This window comes from Nonomuraea roseoviolacea subsp. carminata (genome assembly GCF_024172185.1).
Lineage (GTDB): Bacteria > Actinomycetota > Actinomycetes > Streptosporangiales > Streptosporangiaceae > Nonomuraea > Nonomuraea roseoviolacea.
This window is the reverse complement of the sequence record NZ_JAMZEC010000001.1, coordinates 131,808-147,076: the sequence shown is the minus strand read 5'-3', so window position 1 is coordinate 147,076 and position 15,269 is coordinate 131,808. Positions and strand designations below refer to the sequence as shown.

16 protein-coding genes and 1 pseudogene are annotated in these 15,269 nt (G+C 67.9%); 12 read left to right on the top strand and 5 right to left on the bottom strand.

Going from position 1 to position 15,269, the window contains the following annotated elements; all coding sequences use genetic code 11:
* Positions 1-2 precede the first annotated feature (2 nt).
* Positions 3-1,010: an NsdA family TPR-like regulatory protein gene (locus tag HD595_RS00610; protein ID WP_253764978.1), complete on the top strand. Its 1,008-nt coding sequence runs from the start codon at positions 3-5 to the stop codon at positions 1,008-1,010.
* A 534-nt stretch (positions 1,011-1,544) separates the two neighbouring features.
* Here the strand turns inward: HD595_RS00610 and HD595_RS00605 are convergent.
* A complete protein-coding gene (locus HD595_RS00605) occupies positions 1,545-1,922 on the bottom strand; it encodes a hypothetical protein (protein ID WP_253764977.1) in 378 nt (125 codons plus the stop codon).
* An 83-nt stretch (positions 1,923-2,005) separates the two neighbouring features.
* On the bottom strand, positions 2,006-2,629 hold the full coding sequence (locus HD595_RS00600; RefSeq protein WP_253764976.1) for a hypothetical protein: 624 nt from the start codon (positions 2,627-2,629) through the stop codon (positions 2,006-2,008).
* A gap of 312 nt (positions 2,630-2,941) precedes the next feature.
* On the opposite strand from HD595_RS00600, the gene HD595_RS00595 reads away from it, so the two are divergent.
* The 5 genes from HD595_RS00595 to HD595_RS00575 are packed head-to-tail and all read left to right on the top strand — an operon-like array spanning position 2,942 to position 7,982.
* Entirely contained in the window at positions 2,942-4,486 is a 1,545-nt protein-coding gene (locus tag HD595_RS00595) for an ABC transporter substrate-binding protein (RefSeq protein WP_253764975.1), read from the top strand.
* On the top strand, positions 4,468-5,460 hold the full coding sequence (locus HD595_RS46535; protein ID WP_253764974.1) for an ABC transporter permease: 993 nt from the start codon (positions 4,468-4,470) through the stop codon (positions 5,458-5,460). The genes HD595_RS00595 and HD595_RS46535 overlap by 19 nt, the downstream gene beginning before the upstream one ends.
* Positions 5,460-6,371, top strand: a complete 912-nt coding sequence (locus tag HD595_RS00585) for an ABC transporter permease (RefSeq protein ID WP_253764973.1) — start codon at positions 5,460-5,462, stop codon at positions 6,369-6,371. Before HD595_RS46535 ends, HD595_RS00585 begins: the two co-directional genes overlap by 1 nt.
* The gene (locus tag HD595_RS00580; RefSeq protein WP_253764972.1) at positions 6,368-7,258 is read left to right on the top strand and encodes an ABC transporter ATP-binding protein; all 891 of its coding nucleotides are present in this window, start codon (positions 6,368-6,370) and stop codon (positions 7,256-7,258) included. Before HD595_RS00585 ends, HD595_RS00580 begins: the two co-directional genes overlap by 4 nt.
* Complete coding sequence (locus HD595_RS00575; protein WP_253764971.1) at positions 7,251-7,982, top strand: ABC transporter ATP-binding protein; 732 nt, start codon at positions 7,251-7,253, stop codon at positions 7,980-7,982. Before HD595_RS00580 ends, HD595_RS00575 begins: the two co-directional genes overlap by 8 nt.
* 175 nt (positions 7,983-8,157) lie before the next feature.
* Here HD595_RS00575 and HD595_RS00570 read toward each other — a convergent pair whose 3' ends face one another.
* The 3 genes and pseudogenes from HD595_RS00570 to HD595_RS47135 all read right to left on the bottom strand — a co-directional run.
* Positions 8,158-8,760, bottom strand: a complete 603-nt coding sequence (locus HD595_RS00570; RefSeq protein ID WP_253764970.1) for a YdcF family protein — start codon at positions 8,758-8,760, stop codon at positions 8,158-8,160.
* A gap of 9 nt (positions 8,761-8,769) precedes the next feature.
* Entirely contained in the window at positions 8,770-9,834 is a 1,065-nt protein-coding gene (locus HD595_RS00565) for an NsdA family TPR-like regulatory protein (RefSeq protein WP_253764969.1), read from the bottom strand.
* A 105-nt stretch (positions 9,835-9,939) separates the two neighbouring features.
* Positions 9,940-10,140: pseudogene (locus tag HD595_RS47135) on the bottom strand (helix-turn-helix domain-containing protein); the annotation flags it as partial.
* Between the two features lie 236 nt (positions 10,141-10,376).
* On the opposite strand from HD595_RS47135, the gene HD595_RS00560 reads away from it, so the two are divergent.
* The 6 genes from HD595_RS00560 to HD595_RS00535 all read left to right on the top strand — a co-directional run bounded on the left by HD595_RS00560 (position 10,377) and on the right by HD595_RS00535 (position 15,207).
* A complete protein-coding gene (locus tag HD595_RS00560) occupies positions 10,377-10,817 on the top strand; it encodes a hypothetical protein (RefSeq protein WP_253764968.1) in 441 nt (146 codons plus the stop codon).
* 263 nt (positions 10,818-11,080) lie between these two features.
* Positions 11,081-11,377 carry a hypothetical protein gene (locus HD595_RS00555; protein ID WP_253764967.1) on the top strand — a complete coding sequence of 99 codons (297 nt, stop codon included), beginning with the start codon at positions 11,081-11,083 and terminating at the stop codon, positions 11,375-11,377.
* 793 nt (positions 11,378-12,170) lie between these two features.
* Positions 12,171-12,995: a hypothetical protein gene (locus HD595_RS00550; protein ID WP_253764966.1), complete on the top strand. Its 825-nt coding sequence runs from the start codon at positions 12,171-12,173 to the stop codon at positions 12,993-12,995.
* A gap of 465 nt (positions 12,996-13,460) precedes the next feature.
* Positions 13,461-13,760: a hypothetical protein gene (locus HD595_RS00545; RefSeq protein WP_253764965.1), complete on the top strand. Its 300-nt coding sequence runs from the start codon at positions 13,461-13,463 to the stop codon at positions 13,758-13,760.
* A 2-nt stretch (positions 13,761-13,762) separates the two neighbouring features.
* Complete coding sequence (locus HD595_RS00540) at positions 13,763-14,062, top strand: hypothetical protein (protein ID WP_253764964.1); 300 nt, start codon at positions 13,763-13,765, stop codon at positions 14,060-14,062.
* Positions 14,063-14,130: 68 nt separating this feature from the next.
* On the top strand, positions 14,131-15,207 hold the full coding sequence (locus HD595_RS00535) for a DUF4192 domain-containing protein (RefSeq protein ID WP_253764963.1): 1,077 nt from the start codon (positions 14,131-14,133) through the stop codon (positions 15,205-15,207).
* Positions 15,208-15,269 lie beyond the last annotated feature (62 nt).

Here is a 15,269-nt window from a genome sequence, read left to right as displayed (position 1 = left end):
CAGTGGACCGACGCAAGTTCCTGACCATGTCGTCGGCTGCTCTTGGGGCCTTGATCACCGGCTGGCAGGACGCCATGGCAGCGCTGACCAGCCTTACATCGAGCGGCCGGCGCCGCATCACCTCCGAGATGGTGACGCACTTAGAGGACCGCCTCGACCGCCTGCGCCGCCTGGACGACGCTCTGGGCAGCGCCCAGCTCCGCGACCTGGCGATGACCGAGTTCGCCTTCATCAGCAGGCTGATCAACGAGGCTCGCTTCGATGAGCCCACTGGTCGCCGCTTGTTCGCTGCCGCCGCAGAAGCCGCGCGCTGCTGCGCCTGGGTACACTTCGACGACGGCTTTCACGCTCAAGCGGAAGGCTATTTCGAGGCCGCCCAGCGGGCATCGGCGACCGCGGGTGATCCGCTCACCGGGGCCTATGCCATGTCGTTTCGCGCGATCCAGTGCTACACCGCCGGTGATCCCCGGGACGCGGTGGCTTGCGTGGAGGCGGCCCAGGTCCAAACGAAATCGAAGGCGACACCGCGCTTTCGAGCGATGCTTGCCGCTCGTGTCGCACGCTCCTACTCCAAGGCCGGCGACCGCCGAGCATGCGCACACGCCCTCAATGCGGCCCGCGACCTCATCGCCGCAGGACCACACGATGACGACCCGCCCTATCTGTACTGGGTCGACCTCGGCGAGATCGAGATGATCGCCGGATCGTCCGCGCTCCAGCTCGGCGATCCCCGAGAAGCGATCCGCCGCTTCGACGCGGCGATCGAAGCAAACTACGCAGGAGATGACCAGTATCCGCGCACCCACGCCATTTATCTGGCACGCGCCGCGGACGCCCATCTCTCGCTCCGAGACTTGGACCAGGCGGTGGCGGCGGCTCAGCATGCGGTTCGCTGCCTGGGCGGAGTGGACTCCGCCAGGTCGACGGCGACCCTGGAGGAGCTGAGGGGCAAGCTTGCCGGGTACCGGCATGTGCCTGTGGTCCGACACTTCCTCGACCTCACCGCTTGAAACGCGGGGGCCTCCTACGAACGTGAGTGCCGCGTTCCCTAGTCCCGGACATTGCCGCCACCTTGAACCCTTATACCACCACCTCACTCTATCGATCTTGGTCTGGCGGATGACGCGAGCGGCGGAAATATCAGTGGGGTCCGAGACCGTCACATTCGGCGCTTGTCTGACTGCTTTCTGTCGCTGCAATGGGAGGGGATGCGTTCATTCACGCCCGCAGGGTCGACGCCGGGAAACCATGCAGCCGCTCTGCCGAATCATCTACGCCTTGGTGTGAGTCCCTACGAAGGCACGCCTGCCCGATCCGCTTTCAGTGCGCTGGGTGCGGTTTCTCTCATCTAGACCCAACTACCTGCCCGCGCTTGAGGACCACCGCCGTGGAGTTCCTCGGCGGTGCTGGGCTGCCGGTCCGGCGAACTGTGGCGGCGCATGGTGCCCGCGCTTCGAGCGTGGTGGTCGACTCTCTCGCCGAGAACGACCAACGTTCCTGCTAGAGCGAGTGGGCAAGCACCAAATGTCCCACCCTGAACCTCTTTATGGTCGCGGCCAGATCGGTGGGAAGCAGTCTTCCCATACGATGCCGTCGAAGCCGTCTCGACCATGGCACAACTTGAAGACCTTGATCCAGCTCACGTAGGTGCGATCCTCCGAACACCCGCCCTTGGGCGCGACCAGCTTGTAGACCCGAGGGTCGACGGGGTTGTCCGTGGCGAACTCGGCCTTGAATCGAAGCACGTCATGCTGGTCAAGATCACAGACGGTGATGTGCTGTCGGTCGGAGCTGACGACCGCCCTGCCCGCGCCGTCATAGCTGGACGTCCAGGAGTGACCGTCGGCATACGCGGGAGCAGCGACGTGTGGCGCTCCGAGCAGTGCGATCGCGACTCCGGCCGTGATGCGGGACGTCCGCATGACAAACCCCCTACCGTGATACGTAAAGTTATCAGTCAATTACTAACCGTAACTTCACGCAGCACACGAGCCCCTCCGCGAAGTCAGCGCTCTCCAGGAAGATCGACGATGGCTATCTCGCCGCTGGAGGCGTAGGCGGCTACTTCCGGCGCGATGGCGCTGTCAACGATGACCGTCGCCATCACGGTCGAGCCGCTCATTCTCGGCGTGCTCACACTGTCGACCAATGCGCTGGGCGACAGAAGATCTGCCTCCCCCTGCTCGGAACCCGCCCGAGGGACGTGGATGACTTGGACCCGATAACCAGCCTGCAGTTCATTGGGCACCTGTCCCGGCTTGAGTGCCAGGCCGACTCGACCCTTCCCCGGGGCAAGCCCTTCCCCTGTGCCGGCGCTCATGGCATTGGTGAGAAGGCTGCCGGGTAACACCGTCACCCTGGCGTACCTCTTGCTGATCCGGTCGCGATCGGACCACGGCGCGTACTCGCCCCCGGGGTCGGCGACGAGAGCCTCCTCCATCGCCTCCAGTGGAAAGGTTCGACCTGCCCCCACCTGCTGCGTGACCCTGATGACCGAGATCCGATCATCCGCGCGCATCACCAGCAGTGTCGTCCCCAGCGCTCCTCCCAGGATGAGCAGAACAGCCAGTGAGGCGAGTCCCGGCCGCCGCGGGCGACTGAGCGTTGGAAGGTTCCGCTCCGCGGTCATCGTCAAGGGCTCACGCGCGCGCCCGTCAACCTGCGGAGCCGAATCGGCACGGCGAGAGTTCCGCGATATCCCCATAGTCGAACAGTGCCGGAACCCGCGCCTCGCCAAGGCTCAAGTGACTGCCGGGGGTGCCAGGAACTTCATCCCCGGATGTAGAGACTTCCGCCAGGTGGACCCCGATGTCGACCTACGCCTCCCGCGGCCGGGGCAAGCTCGCGTCATAGCATCACGTGAAGCCGAGGCGGTGCACGCCTTCAGCCTCTATTGCGAGATAGTTGCAACTGCGATCAATGCGCCTTAATGTCGGGCTTCATGAAGCGTGGATGGGCGGCACTGGCCGGGGCGGCACTCCTGACACTCACCGCCTGCTCGACACCGACACAGTCCACGGCGGCGCGGGCGCAGGACACCGTCGTGCTCGGCCTGGGCTCTGAGCCGGACACGCTCAGCCCGGTGCTCGGGTACGCGCCGGACGGCGGCTCGCTGATGTACGACGGGCTGGTGCGCCGCACCCCGGACCTGAAGCTGCAACCGGCCCTGGCGCAAGCGTTACCCCAGATCAAGGGCACACAAGTGACCTTCACCCTCCGCCAGGGCGTCACCTTCCACAACGGCAAGCCGCTGACCGGCGCCGACGTGGCCTACACGTACACGAAGCTCCTCGATCCGGCCGGCAACTCGCCGATCCGCGGCGACTACGCCGCGATCGAGAAGGTGGAGGCGCCTGACGCGCGCACGGTGGTGTTCCGGCTGAAGTACCCCTACGCCGCGATCCTGCAGCGCGCCACGCTCGGCATCGTTCCGGACGGCTCGGACCTCAAGAGCGACCCCGTCGGAACGGGACCGTACAGGTTCGCCTCCTGGGCCAAGGGCGACAAGATCACGCTGAAGGCCAACGACCGCTACTGGGGCGCCAAGCCCGCGATCAAGACGCTCGTGCTGGCGTACACCGCCGACGACAACTCCCGCGCCACCCGCATGGCGGCCGGCGAGTTCACCGCCACCGAGCTGCCGCCCAAAGCGGTGGGCCGGTTCAGGAACCAGCCCGGCGTGACGGTGTACGAGGCGCCCAGCGCTGACTACCGGGGCGTGATGTTCCCGCTGGAGCAGCCGGTGACCGGCGATCTGGCCGTCCGCGAGGCGCTGAACCTGGCCGTGGACCGGGGCGCGATGGTCTCGGCGATCCTGGCCGGTGCCGGCAGCCCCGCCTACGGGCCGGTCGCGCCCGGCACCGACTGGCACAACGCGGCTGTGGACGGCTCATCCGCGCCGGATCGCACCAAGGCCGCCGAAGTCCTGGAGTCGGCCGGATGGAAGGTGGGCGGCGACGGCATCCGCGCCAAGGAGGGCACGCCCGCCCGTTTCACGCTCATGTACCCGGCGGGCGACGCACTGCGCAAGGAACTCGCGCTGGCCTTCGCCTCGGACGCCAAGCGGATCGGCATCGATGTCCGGCTCGCCGGCCTGGACTGGGACGCCATCTACCCGCGCATGGCCAAAGACGCGCTGATCATGGGCTGGGGCAGCCCGTACGACCCGGATTACGTCAACTACGAGCTGTTCCACTCCTCCTACATCGGCCAGGGCTCCTTCAACCCCGGCCGCTACAAGGTGCCCGAGGTGGACAAGCTCCTCGACGCCGGCCGCCGGACGACCGATCCGGCCGCGCGCAAGAAGGTCTACGACGCCTTCCAGCAGCGCGTCAGCGACGACCAGGTGTGGGTGTACCTGGTCTACCTCAAGCACACCTACGTCGTCCGCGGGGACTGGTCGGGCATCACCGTCGGGGTGGAGGCGCACGAGCACGCCACCGGCGGCCTGTTCAACACCGTCCCTGAGTGGAAGCCCGCCTCGTGACCTGGCTCAGGATCGTGGCCTGGCGGCTGGCGTTCGGGGTGCCGCTGCTGCTGGCGGTGACGTTCGCGATGTTCGCGCTGGCCAAGGCCTCGCCCTTCGACCCGGTACGGCAGTACCTGGGGGAGCGGGCGATGGTCACCGACCCGCGCATCATGGCCGAGATCAGGGCCAACTGGGGGCTGGACCGGCCGCTCGTCGAGCAGTACACGACCTGGCTGGGCCACCTGGTGCGCGGCGACCTGGGGGAGTCGCGGTCGCTGCGGCTGCCGGTGGCCCAGGTGATCGGCGAACGCCTCGGCTGGACCCTGCTGGTGGTCGGCTGTGCTCTCGTGCTCATGCTGGCGGCCGGGCTGGCCGTCGGGACGCTGGCCGCCTGGCGGCGCGATTCCTGGCTGGACCGGCTGATCAGCGGGACCGCGTTCGCGAACGAGGCCGCGCCCGTGTTCTGGATCGGGCTGCTGGCAATCTGGCTGTTCGCGGTCAAGCTCGGCTGGCTGCCCGCAGGCGGCCTCACCGACGCCGACTCGGCCGCCGTCACCATGCCCGACCTGGCCCGGCACCTGGTGCTGCCGGTGGCGGTGCTGGCCTTCTCGCAGTCGTCGTGGCTGCTGCTGTTCGTCCGCGAGTCGGTGATCGCCGTGCTGCGCGAGGACTTCGTCACCGGGGCCCGAGCGCGCGGGCTGCGCGAGCGGACCGTGCTGCTGCGGCACGCGCTGCGCTCGGCACTGCTGCCGTTCATCACCATCATGGGAGCACGCGTGCCGGAACTCGTGACAGGAGCGATCCTGGTGGAGGCGGTGTTCTCCTGGCCCGGAGTGGCCGGGACCACGATCAAGGCGGCGCTGGCGGTGGACTTCCCGCTGCTGGCTGCGCTCACCCTGCTGGCCACGGTGGCGGTCCTGCTGGGCAACCTGGTGGCCGACGTCGCCTACACGGTGGCCGACCCGCGCGTGCGCGTGCTTGGGGTGAGCTGATGGCCACCACGCCACGGCAGGCGACTCCGGACTCCAGCCCCAGGACGTGGCGGCGGGCCAGGTTGATCGAAACCGGCCGGGTCGCTCGACGGTCCGCCCGCCGCCGCTCCCTCGCCCTGGCCACCCTGGCGATACTGGTGCTGGCCGTCGTGCTGGTGCCCCTGCTCGTCCGGCTGGACCAGCAACTGGTGGACCTGCGCGCGGCCGGCCTGCCGCCCTCGCTCGCCCACCCGTTCGGCACCGACGAGGTCGGCAGGGACGTGCTGCTGCGCTCCATCTACGGGCTGCGCGTCTCGCTGCTGGTCGGCCTGGTCGCCGCGGTGGTCAGCGCGACCATCGGCGGCCTGGTCGGGCTCGCCGCGGGCGCCGCGGGCGGCCCGCTCGACCGGCTGCTGATGCGCGTGGTGGACGGCGTCAACTCGATGCCGCACCTGCTGCTCGGCATCTTCATCGTGGCGCTGTTCGCGCCCAGCGCGATCGCGGTGATCGTGTCGGTGGGGGTCACCCACTGGACCACTGCCGCCCGGATCGTCCGCTCCGAGGTGCTGTCGCTGCGCGGCCGGCCGTTCATCGACGCCGCCGTGTCCGGCGGGTCGTCCCGGCTGCGGATCGTCCGGCGGCACTTCCTGCCCAACCTGGCGCCCCACCTGCTGCTGGCCACCGTGCTGATGGTCCCGCACGCCATCTGGCACGAGACCGCGCTCAGCTTCCTCGGCCTGGGCCTGCCCGCCCATCTGGCCTCGCTCGGCAACATGATCAACGACGGGCAGCGGTCCCTGTTGGCGGGGGACTGGTGGTCCAGCCTGTTCCCCGGCCTGCTCATCCTGACCCCCACCCTGGCGATCCACGCGCTGGCCCAGCACCTGCGTGACCGCGCCAACCCGCGCAGGCGATCGGAGCTCGCCCTGTGAAGCTGCACGTCGAAGGGCTGTCGGTACGCTTCCGGCTTCCCGGCGCCGTCGTCCAGGCCGTCACCGACGCCCGCTTCACCCTGGACCAGGGTCGCTGCCTGGCGCTGGTCGGCGAGTCGGGCTGCGGCAAGTCCGTGATGGCGCACGCCCTGCTCGGCCTGCTGCCCGCCAACGCCGCCGTTACCGGCCACGCCTGGCTCGACGACCTCGATCTGATCACCGCACCCGAGCAGGTCCTGGCTCGGCAGGTACGCGGGCGCCGCATCGGGCTCATCCCGCAGAGCCCCGCCGCCCACCTCACCCCCGTCCGCACCGCCCGCGCCCAGCTCGCCGAGACGCTACGCGAGCTGGGCCGCCCCGACACCCCCGACGCGCTCGCCCGGCGCGCCGGTCTGCGCCCCGCCGACCTCGACCGCTACCCCCACCAGCTGTCCGGCGGGATGGCCCAGCGCGTCGCCAACGCGCTCGCCCTGGCCGGCGACCCGCCGCTGCTGCTCGCCGACGAGCCCACCACCGGTCTGGACCGGCCCCTGGTCGACGCCACCATGGCCGAGCTGCGGCGGCTGTGCGATGAGGGCCGCTCCGTCCTGCTCATCACCCACGACCTGCGCGCCGCCGAACAGGTGGCCGACGACATCGCTGTCATGTATGCCAGCCGCATCGTCGAACTCGCCTCGGCCCGCGCCTTCTTCGACGGCCCCCGTCACCCGTACGCGCAAGGTCTGCTGGACGCGCTGCCCACGCGCGCCTTCACCCCGATCCCCGGCCAGCCCCCCGAGCTCACGCGCCTTCCCGACGGCTGCGCCTTCCAGCCCCGCTGCCCACGCGCCACGGCCCTGTGCGAGGAGCAGCCCGTCCTGAACGAAGTGGCCTGCCACCATGCTTGAAGCCACCGCCATCACCGTCTCCTACGGCCGCCACCAGGTCCTGGACGGCGTCTCGCTGACCGTCGCGCCAGGGGAGACGCTGGGCCTGGCGGGGCCCAGCGGGTGCGGCAAGTCCACGCTGGCCCGTGTCCTGGCTCTGCTGCAACGCCCCTCCGGCGGCACCCTGACGGTGGACGGACAGCCGATCAGCCGCTGGCGGCACCGCGCCCGTCAACGCACCTCGATCGGCCTGATCTTCCAGCAGCCCCGGCTCGCCGTGGACCCGCGCTTCACCCTCCTGGACGTGATCGCCGAACCGCTGCGCGCCGCCCGCCGGCCCCTGGACCGAGCCCACGAGCTGGCCGAGGAGATGGGCCTGACCGGCGAACTGTTCACCCGCCGCCCGCACGAGGTGTCCGACGGCCAGTTACAACGCGCCTGCGTCGCCCGCGCCCTGGCGCTCGAACCCCGCTACCTCGTCTGCGACGAGATGACCACCATGCTCGACGCCTCCACCCAGGCCCACCTGGTCACCAGAATCGAGGCCTACCGCGAACGCACCGGGGCCGGAGTGCTGGCCGTCAGCCACGACGCCGAACTGCTCGACCGCTGGGCGGGCGGGAACGTCCGCACCTGGCGGCACCGTCCGGATGTCGTGGTGAACGGATCCGGCGGCCGACCGGAAGGCACCTCCCGGGATGTCAGCGATCGGCGGATCGCCACCCGGCCCAACGCCGAGGGCTGAAGGCTCTGCCGAATGTCGTCTGGAGGACTTGCAACCAGGCAGTGATGACGGTCGCTTTCATCGTGCGAGGTGTTCTCGGCAGGCCGGCCACACTCCAAGATCTCCTTCAGTCCCTGCCGCTGCCAAGGGCTCGCCCTCCCGCCTACGAAGGATCTTCGCCCGATCTCGATGTGGCTCAGCGCCACGCGTCTCCCGCACGTTGCAAGCTCGCGAGACTGCCGTCCGCGACGCGGCGGGAGACCTCTTCCCATTCGCGGATCACCCGCCGCCTGCCGTCGGGGATGGCCGGCCAATCCGATCGAGTCACGGGCTTGCCTGCATAAACGGGGTCCCATCCCATGGCGTGGAAGGCCCCGATGTCCGGGAGCAGAGTCTTGAGCATGTGGACAGTGCGGCGGTGATACCACTTGGATACGGCCGTGATCGTCAGACCCGACCGTAGCGCTTCCTGGAGGAAGGGCAGCGCGAATTCGACGTTCTGCCAGGTGTTCGCAGACTGATCCTCGCAGCGGATCGTGTCCTCGGGGACTCCACGTTCGACGAGAAGGCGCTGGAAGGTGCGTCCTTCAATGATTCCGTTGTGGCGGTTCACCCCGCCGGTCACCATGATCAGCGGAGCGAGCCCCGCATGATAGCGGTCCACCGCGATCTCGACAGGCGCCGCCTGATTGGTGCCGAACAGGAGGAGTGCGGTCGGTTGATCATCAGGCGGCGGTGCCTGGATGTCCACGAAGGCGGTGATCGCCGCAATCTGCTCAGAGCTGATGTCGTCGGTCATCCACGGTCCTTAGCAGCTCGCGGGAGTCGCAGGTGGGGGCACAGCTGTCGCGTTGATCGTTTCCAGGTAGCGGGCATGGTACTCGGTGGTCTGGTCAGCGTTGGCGAACTGCTGAGCCAGCACCTTGTCGAGCTTGTCGGCCAGGACCATGGTGGGCCAGGCGGGACGGCTGCCCGACAGCGCCGCATGGCCGGCCGCCACCGACTCGTCAAGGCGGCCGAGCGCGGCTTGGGCCAGACCGAGGATGAGCAGTGAGCGCGCGTATCCGGACGGATGTTCACCACGTTGGCGGGCTTCCGGCTGGTAAACGATCTGGATGACGCGGTTGGTGGCGGTGACGGCTTCGCGGTAGCGGCCGACGAAGAGAAGCGACGTGGCGGTGTAGGGCGGATCTTCCGACAGCGAGATGGATAGAACACCCGTTGTGGGGGTGCCGGGGGAAAGCGCTGCGATCGCCTTGCCGGCTTGGCGCCGGGCTCGGGTCATCCCGTCGACATCGCCGGCCATCGCCGCCGCTCGCATCTCCTGGGCGGCCAGCTTGGCGTGGACGACCGTACCCTCCCGCACCATCTCTCGCCCGCGAGCCGACAGGGTCGCCGACTGGCGGGGCTGCCCTTGGTACCAGGCGATCATGGCTTTGGTCAGGGCAGCCCAAGCCTCCAGCTCTGGGTGTCCGGCTTCCCTGCTCCGGCGCTCGGCGTCGGAGCACCAGACTCGGGCGGCCGCGTGTTCGCCCATGTCGCATGCGGCCACGGCGAGCAGATGGGACAGCGAACCGGTTGCCAGGACGAGGTCCTTCCGCGGCGGGGCGTGCCCGATGTGGTCGAGCAGAGCGCTGGCGTAGGACCTGACGGTGAGGAGCTCGTCGTACACGTCTGCCGGCGGTAGGGCGCAAATGGTCTGTGCGTAGTGGTCGACGAGCTCGCCCAAGCCGTCCACGATGCCACCGAGATGATCATTTCCGACCACGTTGAGTGCCTGGATGACACGCCGATCGTCATGCAGGCGCATGGCAGGCACCACGGCCGCCGCGATTCCACGCTGTAGAAATGTCCGGCGCAGCACCTCGCTCACCTGCTCCACCTCGTCGCTGGGGACAGTGTAATGAGCGGCCGGCGCCTTCCCGGCTCGTGTCTTCCTTCCTGGTCTGTCGGGAGCGTTCTTCAACACCTCCGGGTCCACGTTGAGGACCTCTGCCAGCGCAGGGAGCCAGGAGGTCGGCCGAACGCGCCCCTGCTCCCACCTGCCGACCTCGAACCGTGTGATGGTGCATGTGCCGGTGATCGCACACAGCACTTCCGCCACTTGCTGCTGTGTCATTCCGGCGGAGTCCCGCAGGTGCTTCAGCAGGTCCGGAAGTGGGGGGTGCGGCGCTTCCACCTGGCGATCCCTTTTCGGTCAGCGTGTGGGCACGGTGTGGGCACGCTCAGTGCGCCCCTCCATCGTGCCCTCAAGAGGCAGATGCTGCACAGGTATCGCCGGAGTGTCGTGAGAGGCAGGTCAGTCCTGACACTCATGATCCGCCGGACCTTGACTGACTCACTCCCCAACGATCATTGAGGCTCGGGATGACTGCCGACTCCACCACAGCGCCACCTCCGGGAGTGGACCCGACCATGCCAACCGTCACCTGGATCTACGAGTACCTCCTGGACAACGAGGTCGCCGTCGACCGCGAATTGCCTGATCGGGTATTGAAGGTGACACCGAACGCGCGCAAGAAGGCCGCGATATCGGCTGCACAGCCCAGCGATCTCAGCAACGCCACTGAGGTGTTGAGCGACGAGACCGCTCAGCTCTTGGCCGCGCAGTTGCAGGCTTCATGGGGCGGCCGATGGCAGGTGATGTGGGAACCCTGGGGCCGCAAGTTCCGGGCATTCCCGGCGTACGACATGGACGTCAGCACCCCGGTCGAGGGTGCGAATCTCCGCGAGCTGTGGCGGGCAGTCCTCGACGTCGACCAGGCACTGCTGTTCGCCGTGGCCGAGGCCGTTCCGGCGCAACCGCCCAGGGTCGTCCACCTACCCCTCGGCTTCCTCCAGGAGGTGCTCGGGTGAGCAGGCTGGACGTGGTCAGCAGGCGGCCCCGGGCGCAGCATGGACGCCGTGCCCTGCCTGGGTGCCGTCCGGAGCACATGGAAGTGCTCTCCTTGCCGGCCGCGCACCACGGCGCGGGCCATGCAACCGCCCGCGCCTCCTTATACGCCGCGCCCCTGGCGCTGTCCGATCCGCGACTGGGATCGGTGCTCATCGCGAGCGAATCAGTCCTCGAACTCTTCTGTCAGCAGGTTCGAGTAGTCCGACCGTAGGAGGCGAACGGCATGATCATCGACGTTGTAGATGCCTTCGAGCAGTTGCAGAGGCTGGCGGCCGAGCTGGGCGAGCGAGGCTTTGACGCCAGAGTCCGCGCGGGGCGCGATTGTCCTGCAACGCTCAGCGTCACCAACGCGATCGTTCCGGTTCTCACCGAAAGCGTCTTCACCGCACCGAAGGACGATGGTCAAGAGTGGTTCTGGTTTCCCTGGCCGGCCCCCATCGGCCCGGTCGAGGACGTCCAGCGCGCCGCCGATCGCATCGAGACGGTTCTCGCCGCCGAGGTGCGTCGGCCCGCTTCATGACCGATGGGGCGCGATCGGGGCGCTTTGTGCGACGGGTGACACAGGGTCGCGCATGGATGGTGCCTGATCTCGGCTCTGTGCCGTCATACGAGCATGCTCCGCGGGTGATCTGTATGAGCGCGATCATTGAATTCCATGGCTTGCACGTTGCTCCAAGCAATGAGTTCTGCGTGCGTATTCAGTGGCATGATGCGACAAACCGTGCCTCTCGCGTTCGCGTTCGCGCGCACACCTGTCTCTGCACCAGTCCGTCGTATGAGCTCTGCCAGTCGGGCGGTCTGCTGTTCATCCGGCGGACCACGCGAGGGCCGGGCCGTCGCGCTATCCATGAGAGCCCGTGGCAGGTCAGAGCAGAGGGCATGAGGCTGTGGGAGCTTCTCGTCGAAGGTCTAGCCAGATGACGCCGTCAACCGTCGCATTAGCCCTCCTGGCGCCCCTCCCGACTAAGCGGGAGGGGTTTTCTGTTGTGTAGTCGCAGGTGAGGGTGCGGGCGCAGGTCCGAAGGCAACCCCGACTGGTGTACGGGTCCAGTCCTCTTAAAAGGGGCGCCATTCGGAAGAGTTCCTTTGTCCATCGATCATTATACGACGTTTTCGTGGGGTCATTATTTCTTTGTTTTCGAGGATTGAAATCCATTAAGCCGATCGAATGGGAGCCTTCTGTGGGCTGGTAAATCGTCTGCGGAAATAGCCTGAATTCCTTGATAGGGCAATGCTTCTTTGGGATAATTGAATTGGTCAAAGAGGCGAGTGTGAGCCATCGGAGATGGGTCGCCAAGGATCGGAGAGCGGTCATGACGACCAAATTCGATTTCGGAAAGTACGTCCCCGCGAACGTCCCCGGCGAAAGTCTGACACCTGAGGACATGGCTCGGGTGACGCCGGAAGACTGGCAGGAGATCCGCAAGCTGTCGCGAGGCTACTGCCGGACCGTCGACGCCACGCGCTCGCGGAAGCGCATGGATGGGAGCGCGACGGTCGTCAAGGCCGGCCACGCCCCGTACGGCACCGATGACGTATCCGACGACGTCAACCAGGACGCGGTACTCCTTTTCGCGCAGCGTCTCCGCGACGTTCTCGCCAAGTTTCAAGCGGCGCCCGAGAGCGGCACCACGCGAGAGACACAAGCATGGGTCTACGTCCGCCGGGACGGCGGGGAGATGACCATCACGCGCACGACGCTCCAGCGTTGGGCGGTCCGCGACGCCGCTGCTCGCAACGGCTACCGAGTGGACGTGCCCCCGGACGACATCGACGCGACCCCCGGCGCTCAGCTCATGCGGGGCCTACCCCATGTCGAGTACGTGGCGCGTGCGGCGGTCGCCTTCTCTGCGGCACAGCACAGCACGGAGATCTTCCGTCAGGCGTTCGGAGGCGGGGAGGAGTTTCCCGTCCTGCGGGAGATCCTCACAAAGGCTGAGCAGGCGGACGACCTCGGGCGCGCGGGAATTCTGGCGACCGTGGCCAAAGAAAGGGAAGGCGGCGCATACGGTTCCCGCCGTGCCGTGATCCGAGTCCGTGACGCCGCGCGCACAGAGCTTCAGGAGCTCTCAGAGCGCCTTGACGACGCGCGGAACGCCATGGTCTACACGAGTGCCGAGGGCACGTCGGGCGACTGACACAAGGCTTCTGAGAGCCCCGTGGTGATATCCCCGGGGCTCTCCTCATTTCCGGGGGAAATCGCGCTGCGGGCGGACGCTTGGGCCTCCTGTCCCACCGTATTTAAGTGAGAGCGAAAAGCGCTTTGCGCCACTCGCGGCGTGACGCGATCAGCACTGATCGAGCGCGATCGGCGGCAAAGAAATTTGCCGGTCGCGGACGTTCGGGCCGTTCACGCTCCCGTATTTGAGTGAGAGCGAAAAACGTGCAAGCGCCGTTCTCGCGACCGCTCGCCGGTTCACAACGCGGCGGGCCAAACACGCTGCGCGGGCTCGGGCCACGGACCGGCCCGTGCTGCCGCACAAGACGGCTCCTACATCCGCTCACCGGAGCGACTCCCGGTAGGAGGACCGTTCCCCTGATCGCCGTCCGGGCGATGCGGCGGGGTATCGCCCGGACGGCCTCCGCATGCCAAAGGAGGACCAATGCCAATCTTGGACGGTCTGGTGCTGCCTCGGGGCTGGAGGATCTCCTCCCGGCTTCTGGCGGCCTGGCCGATCGACGGGGAGCACAGCCTTGAGCTGTGGCCCACTGCCCCGACGGGTGACGGGCGGCTGCGCTGGCGCTACCGCCTTTCGCGCAAGAGCCGCACCGTTTTCACCGCTTCCGACGTCTCGTCGGCGGTCGGCGCCATGCTGACGATCTACGCCATGGACGACGTCTGCGGCTACTGCGGTGCGGAACACCTCTCGCCCGGCTGTCCCACGCGTCCGCTGAAGGCGTGACCATGGCGCGATGGTTCGGCTTCTGGCACGGGGGCTCCGGATACAGCCTCGCCGAAGACCATGATTTGGAGCAGTTCTCGTCCCTGGAGGACGCCAAGCGCAAGCTGACCGAACGGCACCGGCGCGGCTACCGGCAGCGCAGCCGTTTCGACTTCGTGCACCGTGAGCCCGCCGAGGTCCTCACGCCCTGCGTGGGCGACGACTGCGAGATCACCCTGTACCGCTCCCGCGACGGCGGCGGATGGCCCGACGCCCGCGTCTACCTCGGACCTCGCGGTGGGGTCCGTTTCGAGCGCCTCTAGTCCGGCTTCTTGTCCACCACCCGCCCCGGTCCGTCCGGCCGGGGCTTCGTCATGTCTGGAGGAAAACCATGCCCGATTCCCCCGACTCCAACGACCACGCCGTCTCCCTGAAGGATCCGGCCGACTTCATCGCCATCGTGCCGTACCTGCTGGGCTTCCACCCAGACCGGAGCCTCGTCGCCATGGCATTCGACGGCGACGCGCTCAAGGGCGTGATCCGCTTCGACCTTCCGGACTTGTCAGAGGACGCCCCCGAGGCCGCCACCTACTGCGCGCGTCTTCTGGCGCAGAATGGCGCACGGTACGTGTTCCTGATCGGCTACGGATCCGGCCAGCAGGTCACTCCTATCATGGATGGGCTCTTCGCGGCCGTCACCCGGGCGGGAATCGAGATCCTCGACATGGTCCGATGCGAGGGCGACCGCTTCTGGTCGTACATCTGCAAGGACCCTCACTGCTGCTCGCCCGAGGGCGTGCCGTACGACGTGGCGGGGAGCCACGTAGCGGCCGGTGCGGTGCTCGCCGGGCGCGTCGCGATGCCGGATCGGGACAGCTTCGCCAGGACCCTGGAGCCTGTGGAGGGCCCGGAACGGCAGGCTGTGCGCACGGCGACGGCGGCGGCGCGCGCCCGCGCCGAGTCCCTGATCCCTACGGTGGACGCCGGGTACTGGTTCGGTGAGGGAACGCGGCACGTCCGGGACTGCCTCGACCACGTTCGCGCCGGACGGCCGATCCCCGTCGAGGAACTGGCATGGCTGGGCGTGCTGCTCACCGGAATCCAGATCCGGGACATCGCACTCACCTTCCAGGACGAGTACGGCGACGAGGTCTCGCACCGGTTCTGGACCGAGGTCACCAGGCGGCTGGAGCCGGAGTACGTTCCTGCGGCGGCCGTCAACCTGGCCCTTCTCGCCTACCGAGCCGGTGACGGCGCCCTGGCCCGGCTCGCGGCGGAGCGCGCCCTGCGGGCGGACCCTGACTACCGGTTCGCGCACATGATCCTCTTTGCGCTGAACGCCGGCGTCCCGCCCATGGGGATCAAGGAGATCGACTTCGCCGACCTGGCCAGGGAAATCACCGCGCTGTCCGAGAGGTCCCCGCGCGGCGCGCAGCCGGTGCTCCCCGAACCGCTCTCCGACAACTGACCGATCCCATCCGCCAGAGGCGCCGGGCCGAGCCCGGCGCCTCACTCGCATGTCTGGAGGAG